Genomic DNA, 9,319 nt, shown 5'->3' with positions numbered 1-9,319 from the left:
CGTGCGCGCCCCTTACGTGGTGTCCCCCAACCCCCCCGCCCCCTACTTGGGGGGCCGGTTGCCCCCCCCCCCCGTCTGACCCCCCCCGGGGGCCGCCCCCCGGGGGGGCGCCCACCCCACCACCCCAAACCTGCACCCGCTGACCAGCGCCACCGAGGAGACCGTCGTGCTCACCCCCGCCGCCACCGCCCGCCTCGACCGCCACCTCCGCGACCTCCCCGAACTCCTGGCGTACGCCCACCTCGCACTCCAGCCCGGCAGCACCACCCGATCCAGCCACGTCACCGGCGCCACCCGCACCGCCCCCCTGCCGTGCAGCATCAACGTCCTCAGCCTCCTCGGCCCCGCCGCAAGCGACACCGTGCGCGACCCCCACGGCGACCAGGACGGCCTCGTCCCTGCCGTTGGCACCATCACCGCCTGGGCACGGCTCCACGCCGAGGAACACGGCCAGCAGCCCGCCGACACCAACCTCGGCACCCTCCTCGCCTACCTCACCAGCCTGCTGCCCTGGGCAGCCGAACAGCCCTGGGCCGACGAGTACGCCAACGAGATCGCCGACCTCCACCGCCGGTGCACCCCCCTCGCGCTCCTCCGGCCCCGCCGCCGACTCATGCAGCTGCCCTGCCCCCGCTGCCACCTCCAGTCCCTCGTCCGCGAAGACGGCCACGACGCCGAGTGCGCCACCCCCGGCTGCGGCGTCATCCTCCGCCCCGACGAGTACGACCAGCGGGCCACCGCCTACGCCGACGCCCTCAACGCCGCCTGACCTTCAGCGCGCTGAACACCACCCAGGAGAACCCATGCACCGCACTGGAGACTGGCTCCGCGTCGAACTCGCCGGCGTCCCAGGCCTGAGCGGCTGGACCCTCGCCGGCACCGCCACCATCCTCGACATCGTCCCCCTCCACCGGCCCTACCTGCTCCTCCGCATCACCAACACAGCCGGGTCCACCCCGCTGTACGCCTACGGCCCCCTGTGCACCGAACTGAACGACGAGCAACCGGCCGTCCGACAGCCCGTCACCAACGGCATCCAGCCCGCCGCCATCACCCTCGACGAACCCGCCGGCCGCGACCACATCACCGCCGCCGACATCGACACCGCATACAGCGCGCTGAACGGATTCCACCGCTCCCTCACCCCCGACGGCCCCCTCACCGACCACCACCTGCCCCAACTCGCCCGCGCCGTAATCGACCTGGCCGTCGCTCGCCAGACCGCCCTCGACGCCGAGGCCGCCCGCGACGCCCTCATCCGCCGCTACCTCGCCGGCGAAGTCCAGCCCAAGACCATCCAGGAGTACACCGGCCTCGGCGCCTCCCGCATCAGCCAGATCCGGAACCCCGCACGGGCCGCCGCGTAGAGCCGCTTGCACAAGATCCGCCCGGTGCGCATAATGGCGACAGCGCCACACGTGCGCCCACAGACACCCCAGAGCCCCGCGGCAGAGCAGCAGCCGCGGGGCTCTCGCCATCCCCGGGGAGGTGCCGCCGTGGACGACGACGAGCTGTACACCGACCCCGAGGGCCTCGACTGCGTCACCGCCCGCCAGGCCGCCCGCATCACCGGCCGGAACATCCAAACCATCTACAGCTGGCAACGGCGCGGCCTCATCGCCCCCCGGATGACCGACGACCGCGGCCTCCGCGTCTACCTCCTCGCGGACATCTGCGCTGCCGCCGGCCACGTCGCTGTCCGCGCCCAGCGCGTCTTCGACAGCCGCACCGCCGCATAGACCGCAGAAGGGGGGAGGCCGTGAACACGACCGAACTGGCCGAGTTCCTGCACGAGCAGCTGGCCGCCGACGAACGCGAACCGGGCGGCTGGAGTCGGGCGCGGGAGCTCGCCGAGGTCGACGCCAAGCGAGGCCTGATCACCCTGCTCCTCGACACCACGCACACCGTCTGCGAGGACCCCTGGTACACCTGCGGCGCCGCCACGAAGGAGCGCGAGGGCGAGAGGTGCCCGGACAACAACCGCCGTGGCCACTGCGACTGCGGCCGCGACAGGCTCGTACTCGCCGGTCTGCAGCTGCTCGCCCTCCCGTACGCCGAACGCCCCGGCTACCAGGCCGAGTGGGCACCGAACGCATAGACCGCGGCCCGCCGCCCTCCCCCGCGGCGGGCCGCTATCTCCAGGAGGTGACCATGGCCGAACTCCTCGTGCACCTGCGCATCGGCGACCTGGACGAGTACTGCATCGGCAGCATCAGCCTGGGCCCGAACGACGAGCACGTACGCCACCAGGTCGCCGACCTCCTCCGCGGAACGGCCACGATCATCCGCGCCGAACTCCCCGCCACCGACCGCACGGAGGACGACGATGATGACCGGCTATGAGGTCCACCTCCTGCCCGACGGCCGCCGGTGGATCGCCGAAGAACATGTCCTCACCGAGGAAGGCCTGGCCGCCCTGATGGCCGGCCGGGTCGAGCAGCCGAGCGAACGGGTCTGGACCTGGTCGACGGCCGACGCCACCGACTGACCCACCCCGCCCCCGGAGGGAGGTCCCCCCGGTGCCCACCCGCCCCCCGTCCCGCTGCTCTGACCCCACCTGTCCCGAACTCGCCACCAAGCGCGGACGCTGCGACCAGCACCAGCCCATCCCCTGGGCCGGCCGCGACGACAAGGCGGCCCGGTACGGGATCAGCTCCGGCCGGTGGCGCTCGCTCAAGGCCACCGTGACTCGCCGCGACGACGGCTGCTGCTGGATCTGCGGAGACGGCGACGCCGACAGCTACGTGCTCGACCACAAGGTCCCCATCAGCGAAGGCGGATCGCCGACCAGCCTCGACAACCTCGGGCTGGCCTGCGGGCCGTGCGACACGGTCAAGAGCGCCGCGGAAGCGCTGCGGGGCAACCAGCGGCGTCGCGAGCGGGCCTCAGCCCGGGCGGCCCGGCACCCCGGGGGGTAGGGGAGTCCGGATCACAGAGCCTCGGCCCCGGGGCCCCGCCGCGGTCAACTCCGCACACGTCTGCACAGAATCAGCGAAGGGGGGTCCCCGGTGGGAAGGACCGCCCAGCCGGCCGCGCTGCGGCTGCTGAAGGGCCGCGGCGACGGCAAGGACTCGGCCGGCCGCGAGGTGAACCCGGGCCCGGCGTTCGTCCGGGTCCCGCCGAACCCGCCGACCTGGCTGAACCGCGAGGCGGCGGCGGAGTGGAAGCGGGTCGTCCCGGGCCTGGCCCGGCTCGGCCTGCTCAAGCCTGAGGACCGGGCCGCACTCGCGGCGTACTGCGAGGCGTGGGCCCAGTTCGTGGAGGCGACGACGCTCCTGAAGACGGAGGGGCTGACGATCGAGGCGAAGCAGGGCGTGCTGCCGCACCCGCTGGTCGGCATCCAGCGGGCGGCCGGCCGCGAACTGCGGGCCTGGGCGGCGCACTTCGGGCTGACTCCCTCGACCGAGCAGGCCCTGGCGAGGGGGGCCGACGATGGCACGAACGAGGACAACCCCTTCGCCTGACCCGACGCCGGGCGCGTTCCTGGATGATGCCGAGCTGGAGCACCTCAAACTCAGCCCGGAGGTGGCCTGGTACCTGACCAGCCGGGGCATCCCGCTGCCGGACTGCCCTCCGCTGATCCAGACCCCGTCTCCGGGCGAGGCACCTGGGGCGGTGTTCGATCCTGCCCGGGTCGACAGGGTGCTGCAGTCCTTCAGCTTGCTGCGGCACACTCAGGGCCAGTGGGCGGGGCGGCCGCTTCGGCCCGATCCGTGGCAGGTCGCCTACATCCTCGCCCCGGTGTTCGGCTGGGTGCGGTGGGACGAGGACGCCGACGACTACGTGCGCGTGGTGCGCGAGGCGTACGTCGACGTGCCGCGCAAGAACGGCAAGTCGACGCTGTCCGGCGGCTTGGCGATCTACCTGACGTGCGCGGACGGCGAGCCCGGTGCGCAGGTCATCACCGCGGCCACCACCAAGGAGCAGGCGAAGTTCGTCTTCGAGCCGGTGCGGCACCTGGCCGAGCACTCGCCGGCGCTGGCGAAGCACGTGATCCCGCTCAAGGAGAAGATCGTCCACAAGCGGTCCGGCTCGTACTTCCAGCCGATCGCCAGCATCGCGGCGGCCCAGCACGGTGCGAACCTGCACGGCGGGATCATCGACGAGCTGCACGTCCACAAGGACCCGGAGCTCGTCGAGACGATCGAGACCGGCACCGGCTCCCGGCGCCAGCCGCTGATCCTGATCATCACCACTGCGGACGCGGGCGGCCGGGAGACCGTCTACGACCGCAAGCGCCAGCGCATCGAACAGCTGGCCCGCCGCATCTTCACCGCACCCGGCACGTACGGGGTGGTGTGGGCCGCCGAGAAGGACGACGACCCGCACTCCGAGGCCACGTGGCGCAAGGCCAATCCGGGGTTCGGCATCTCGCCGACGAGGGCCTACCTGCAGTCCAAGAGCGACGAGGCCAAGCAGTCGCCGGCGGACCTGGCCAAGTTCCTGCGGCTGCACCTGGGCATCAGGACCAAGCAGGTCACCAAGTACCTGACGGTGGAGTCGTGGACGGCGAACGGCGCCCTGGTGGTCGAGGACCAGCTGGCCGGCCGGGAAGCGTACGGGGGCCTCGACCTCGCCTCGGTGTCCGACATCAACGCGCTGGTGTGGCTGTTCCCGGACCCGTCCGAGGACGGCAGCCTGGACATGCTCGTCCGCTTCTGGACACCCGAGGACAACCTGAAGTCTCTCGACAAGCGCACCGCCGGCGCCGCGTCGCGGTGGGTCAAAGAAGGCTGGCTGAAGACCACGCCGGGCAACGTCACCGACTACGGCTTCATCGGCGCGCAGATCCGCAAGGACCTGGACGCCTTCGACGTCCGCGCGCTGGGCTTCGACCGCTGGTCGTCGACGTCGCTGACCAACGACCTGGAGGGCGAGCGCGCCCCGATGGTCGGCGTCGGCCAGGGCTTCAAGTCGATGAGCCCGGCGCTGAAGGCCGTCAAGCGGCTGCTGCTGCAGGGCGAGCGCCAGGTCCGCGAGGGCGAGCGCCCCGTGCTCCGGCACCAGGGCAGCCCGGTCATGACGTGGATGGTCGACAACCTCGCCGTCGAGGAAGACGCCGCGGGCAACGTCAAGCCGTCCAAGGCCCGCGCCGGAGACAAGATCGACGGCGTCTCGGCGTTGTGCGACGCGATGTCCGAGGTCCTGGCCCGCCCGCCCAAGCGCCGCTCCGCGTACGAGGACGGCGACTTCGAAGCGATCTGACAGGGGGTGAGGTCGTGGCGTTCTGGCGCCGCAGGACCAAGGCCATTGGCTCCGGCCTGGTCATCACCCCGGACGGCCTGCCCGTCGCGGCGAAGGCCTCGCCGGCCACCGATGGCGTGCTAGCCACGTTCCCGTCGCTCGCCGAGCCGTGGGTCTTCGACGGCCGCGTGATCGTCCCGGATCCGGGCATCCCGCTCGGGGCCTACGCGGACAGCGGCGGCTGGGACCTGTACGCCACCCAGCCGTCGGTGCGGAAGGTGACCGGGTTCATCGCCCGCAACATCGCGGGGATCCCGTGGAAGGTCTACCGGCGAGTGTCCGACACCGACCGGCAGCGCGTCACCGACCACCCGCTCGCGCAGGTGCTGGCCGCCCCCAGCGAGACCACCACCGCCTACCGACTGTGGAACTCGCTGATCATGGATCTGCTGCTGGATGACCGCTGGTGCGCGCGGGTGCTGCCGTCGGCGGACACCGCGTCCGGGTGGGAGATCCGGCGCATCCCGGCTGCGCGGATGCGGCTGGTGTCCGACGGCTGGGACGGCGTCGAGAAGATCGTCATCCAGGGCATGGACGGGACACGGACGGAGGCCGCTCCCCGCGGCTATCTGTTCGATCACGGCTACTCGCCCGCCGGGCAGGCCAACGGCGTCTCGCCGATGGTGACGCTGCGGAACATCCTGGCGGAGTCCGCGGAGGCGGTGGAATACCGGCGGCAGGTGTGGCGCAACGGGGCGCGCGTCCCCGCTGTGATCGAGCGCCCGGCCGACGCACCCGGCTGGTCGGCGACCGCGAAGGATCGGTTCACCGAGTCCTTCGCCCGGTTCATCGGCCGCAGCGGCGGCGCCGGCGGCACGCCGATCCTTGAAGACGGAATGAAGCTGGTCACCGTCAATGCCTTCACCCCCAGGGACACGGCGGACATCGAGGGCCGGCAGCTCACCGACGCCGAGGTCGCCTCCGCCTACTACGTCGCGCCCGAGCTGGTGGGCGCCCGCGAGGGCACCTACTCGAACGTCGACGCGTTCCGGCAGATGCTCTACGGGACGACCCTCGGGCCGATCGTCACCAGTTTCGAGCAGGCCCTGAACCTGCTGCTGCTGCCCATCGTCGCCCCGGGCGAGAGCGACCTGTACATCGAGGCCGACGTCGCCTCCAAGTTGCGCGGCTCCTTCATGGAGCAGGCCTCCGTGTTGCAGTCCGCGGTCGGCGCGCCGTACATGCTGCGCTCCGAGGCCCGCGCCGTGCAGAACCTGCCCTACGTCGAGGGCACCGACGAGCTGGTGACGCCGCTCAACGTCACCATCGGTGGCCTGGCCTCGCCCAGGGACACTGCGCCGAAGGGCCGGCCGCCGGGCCCAAAAGCTCCAGGCCGGGACGGGTGAAGGCGTCCCGGCCGGACGACCTGGGCACGTTCGCGGTCGAGCGGGACGCCCTGACGGCGTCGCTCACCGCGTGGGCGGACAAGGAGGCGGCGTCGCTGGTGCGCCGCGCCGGCCCGGCGGACGCCGGGGCGCCGGACCTGTACGGGCTGTGGGGCGAGTCCTCGCCCGAGCGGCAGGCCTCCCTCGCGGCGCTGATCCAGGGTCACACCTGGCGCATCGCGCAGGTCGGCGCGTGGGCCGTCCTGGGCACGTACAACCCGGAGGCGGACGGCTGGGACGCCTCGGTGATGGAGGGGTGGCTGGCCGCGGCCGCCGCCTCCCACGCCGCCCAGTACGAGCAGGCCGGGTACGCCGCCGCGGTCGGCGCGCTCGCCTCCCCGGACGGCTGGCACGCCGGGCTCACCGCGGCCATGGCCGGGTGGGTCACCAACGCGGCGATCCGCGCCGTCACCGCCTCCACCGAGTCCCGCTCGTTCGGCGGGCACGACGCCGCCGGCGCCTCGGGCCTGGTCTACAAGGTCTGGAACACCGGCTCCAACGCCCGCAGTTCGCACTCGGCGCTGAACGGCGACCGGGTCGAGCTCGGCGACGTTTTCACCAACGGCCTGCGCTGGCCGGGCGACGCCCGCGGCAAGGACGCCGAGACCGCGAACTGCAACTGCCACCTGACCTACGAGAGAGGGGAGTAGGCGTGCCTCGCACCAAGGAGTGCAAGGCCCGAGTCAAGGCCGCCGGCCCCGCCGACGGCCTGAGCGAAGGCCAGTTCGTCGCGTTGGTCAGCGTGTTCGGCAACGAGGACAGCGCTGGCGATGTCGTCGTCCCGGGCGCGTTCACCCAGACGCTGGCCGACTGGGCCGCCAAGGGCGACCCGATCCCGGTGATCTGGTCGCACGACTGGGGCGACCCGTTCTCGCACATCGGCGTGGTCGTCGAGGCCGAGGAGACCGCCGAGGGCCTGCAGATCACCGGCCAGATCGAGGACATCGACACCAACCCCACCGCCGCCCAGGTCTACCGCCTCCTCAAGGGCCGCCGCGTCACCCAGTTCTCCTTCGCCTACGACGTCGAAGAGGGCGCGTGGGTGGAGGGCACCGACGAGGAGGGCGACTGGGAAGGCTGGTACGAGCTTCGCCGCCTCAAGCTCTACGAAGTCGGGCCGTGCCTGGTGGGCTGCAACCAGCAGACGGAGCTGATCGCCGCGAAGGCCGAGCAGCTGACCCGCGGCGTGAAGGCCGGCCGCGTGCTGGCCCAGCGCCACATCGACACCCTGACCGCCGCGCACGCCGCGATCGGCGACGTCCTGGCCGCTGCGCAGGCCGCCGACGACGCGAAGACCACCACCGCCACCGAGTCCGGCCACCGGCCGGTCGAGCGGCCCGCCGTCGCCCCCGAGGCGCCCGCGAAGGTCGCCGGCCCGTCGCCCGCCCAGGTGCTCGCACGCGCACTCACCCGCAAGCACCTGATCGGAGAACCCCGATGAACCTGCGTCAGCAGCTCAAGGCCGCCCTCGACCGCCTCGCCGAGATCGCCGCCCTCGCCAAGAGCGAGAACCGCGACTTCACCGAGGAGGAGATCACCGAGGTCGCCACCCTGTCGGCCAGCGCCGACGCCCTCGACGCCCAGATCAAGGCCGCCGACGACGCGCAGGCCTCCATCACCCGCCTCGTCAAGAGCGGCGAAGGCCGGCCCGCGCCGGTTCTCGACAGCGTCACCGACCGCACCGACCAGGCCCTGACCGGCAGCTTCGGCGACCAGTTCGTCAAGTCGGCCGCCTACCAGCAGTTCCGCAAGGACCACCCGTCCGGGTTCGGCCAGGGCACTCCCATCCAGTTCGGCCTGATCAAGGTCGGCACGCTGCGCGACCTCGGGCGCAAGGCCAACGCCCCGACGCTGCAGGCCGGCCTGGACCACACCCAGGCGATCCGCTTCCCGATGGTCGACCTGACGACCCCGCCGCCGATCACCCTGCTCGACGTGATCAGCCGCGGCCAGATGGCCGGGCAGAGCATCGAGTACCTGCAGATCACCGCGGTGACCCGCAATGCGGCGATCATCCCGAACGAGATCCTCCCCGCGGACGGCACCACCAAGCCGACCTCCGGCCTGTCCACCGCCCTGGCGACCGCCTCCGCGTTCACGTACGCGGACGGCTTCACCGTCACGAACATGATGCTGGCCGACGCCCCGGCCCTGGCCTCCTACATGGACAGCCAGATCGAGTTCAACATCAACGCCGTGGTCGAGGACAAGCTGATCAACGGCTCCGGAACCGGCGGCAACCCGACCGGCATCCTGGCCACCTCCGGCACCCAGGCGCAGGCCTTCGACACCGACGTGGTCACCACCATCCGCCGCGCGATCGGCAAGGTCACCCGCATCGGCGGCACTGTCACCGGCGTCCTGGTCAGCCCGGACGACGACGAGATGTTCGATCTGCTCAAGGACGCCGAGGGCCGCTACTACTCGGGCGGGCCCTGGTCGTCCGGCCCGAACACCATCTGGGGCCGGCCCCGGATCGTCTGCCACCGCCTGGCGGCCGGCACCGCGATCGTCGGCAACCTGCGCACCATCACCCTGCTGGACCGCGAGGGCCTGTCCGTCCTGGCGTTCAACCAGCACGCCGACTACGCCGCGAGGAACCTCGTCTACGTCCGCGGCGAGCTCCGTGCCGCACAGGCGATCTTCAAGCCGGCCGAACTCGCCGTCGCCGACCTGACCCCGTGAGGGAG

At 72.1% G+C, this 9,319-nt stretch carries 13 protein-coding genes; all 13 read left to right on the top strand.

Features of this window, described 5'->3' with window-relative positions; all coding sequences use genetic code 11:
- Positions 1-166: 166 nt before the first annotated feature.
- The 13 genes from ACFV1L_RS18495 (at position 167) to ACFV1L_RS18435 (ending at position 9,314) form a co-directional block, all read left to right on the top strand.
- Positions 167-769, top strand: coding sequence for a hypothetical protein (locus ACFV1L_RS18495; protein WP_380367068.1), 603 nt, complete (start codon positions 167-169; stop codon positions 767-769).
- A 34-nt stretch (positions 770-803) separates the two neighbouring features.
- On the top strand, positions 804-1,367 hold the full coding sequence (locus ACFV1L_RS18490; RefSeq protein ID WP_380367066.1) for a hypothetical protein: 564 nt from the start codon (positions 804-806) through the stop codon (positions 1,365-1,367).
- Between the two features lie 129 nt (positions 1,368-1,496).
- Positions 1,497-1,739, top strand: coding sequence for a MerR family transcriptional regulator (locus ACFV1L_RS18485; protein WP_380367065.1), 243 nt, complete (start codon positions 1,497-1,499; stop codon positions 1,737-1,739).
- A 20-nt stretch (positions 1,740-1,759) separates the two neighbouring features.
- Positions 1,760-2,098, top strand: coding sequence for a DUF6221 family protein (locus ACFV1L_RS18480; RefSeq protein WP_380367063.1), 339 nt, complete (start codon positions 1,760-1,762; stop codon positions 2,096-2,098).
- 53 nt (positions 2,099-2,151) lie between these two features.
- On the top strand, positions 2,152-2,343 hold the full coding sequence (locus tag ACFV1L_RS18475; protein ID WP_380367061.1) for a hypothetical protein: 192 nt from the start codon (positions 2,152-2,154) through the stop codon (positions 2,341-2,343).
- On the top strand, positions 2,330-2,488 hold the full coding sequence (locus tag ACFV1L_RS18470) for a hypothetical protein (RefSeq protein WP_380367059.1): 159 nt from the start codon (positions 2,330-2,332) through the stop codon (positions 2,486-2,488). The genes ACFV1L_RS18475 and ACFV1L_RS18470 overlap by 14 nt, the downstream gene beginning before the upstream one ends.
- Before the next feature lie 31 nt (positions 2,489-2,519).
- Positions 2,520-2,918 (top strand): HNH endonuclease, encoded by a 399-nt coding sequence (locus ACFV1L_RS18465; RefSeq protein ID WP_380367057.1) that lies wholly within the window; start codon positions 2,520-2,522, stop codon positions 2,916-2,918.
- 90 nt (positions 2,919-3,008) lie between these two features.
- Positions 3,009-3,464 (top strand): phage terminase small subunit P27 family, encoded by a 456-nt coding sequence (locus ACFV1L_RS18460; RefSeq protein ID WP_380367055.1) that lies wholly within the window; start codon positions 3,009-3,011, stop codon positions 3,462-3,464.
- Positions 3,433-5,205, top strand: a complete 1,773-nt coding sequence (locus ACFV1L_RS18455) for a terminase large subunit (protein WP_380367053.1) — start codon at positions 3,433-3,435, stop codon at positions 5,203-5,205. Before ACFV1L_RS18460 ends, ACFV1L_RS18455 begins: the two co-directional genes overlap by 32 nt.
- 14 nt (positions 5,206-5,219) lie before the next feature.
- Positions 5,220-6,590, top strand: a complete 1,371-nt coding sequence (locus ACFV1L_RS18450; protein WP_380367051.1) for a phage portal protein — start codon at positions 5,220-5,222, stop codon at positions 6,588-6,590.
- Positions 6,587-7,279, top strand: a complete 693-nt coding sequence (locus ACFV1L_RS18445; protein WP_380367049.1) for a hypothetical protein — start codon at positions 6,587-6,589, stop codon at positions 7,277-7,279. Before ACFV1L_RS18450 ends, ACFV1L_RS18445 begins: the two co-directional genes overlap by 4 nt.
- A gap of 2 nt (positions 7,280-7,281) precedes the next feature.
- Positions 7,282-8,070: an HK97 family phage prohead protease gene (locus tag ACFV1L_RS18440; RefSeq protein ID WP_380367048.1), complete on the top strand. Its 789-nt coding sequence runs from the start codon at positions 7,282-7,284 to the stop codon at positions 8,068-8,070.
- Entirely contained in the window at positions 8,067-9,314 is a 1,248-nt protein-coding gene (locus ACFV1L_RS18435; protein ID WP_380367046.1) for a phage major capsid protein, read from the top strand. Before ACFV1L_RS18440 ends, ACFV1L_RS18435 begins: the two co-directional genes overlap by 4 nt.
- Positions 9,315-9,319 lie beyond the last annotated feature (5 nt).

The organism is Kitasatospora sp. NPDC059646, assembly GCF_042734615.1.
Classification (GTDB): domain Bacteria; phylum Actinomycetota; class Actinomycetes; order Streptomycetales; family Streptomycetaceae; genus Kitasatospora.
Note: the sequence above shows the minus strand (reverse complement) of the source record. Positions and strands in the feature narration are given on the sequence as shown.

Coding starts and splice junctions, on each gene's coding strand:
- ACFV1L_RS18490 (WP_380367066.1), top strand. CDS start 804: ATGCACCGCACTGGAGACTGGCTCCGCGTCGAACTCGCCGGCGTCCCA.
- ACFV1L_RS18475 (WP_380367061.1), top strand. CDS start 2,152: ATGGCCGAACTCCTCGTGCACCTGCGCATCGGCGACCTGGACGAGTAC.
- ACFV1L_RS18470 (WP_380367059.1), top strand. CDS start 2,330: ATGACCGGCTATGAGGTCCACCTCCTGCCCGACGGCCGCCGGTGGATC.
- ACFV1L_RS18455 (WP_380367053.1), top strand. CDS start 3,433: ATGGCACGAACGAGGACAACCCCTTCGCCTGACCCGACGCCGGGCGCG.
- ACFV1L_RS18435 (WP_380367046.1), top strand. CDS start 8,067: ATGAACCTGCGTCAGCAGCTCAAGGCCGCCCTCGACCGCCTCGCCGAG.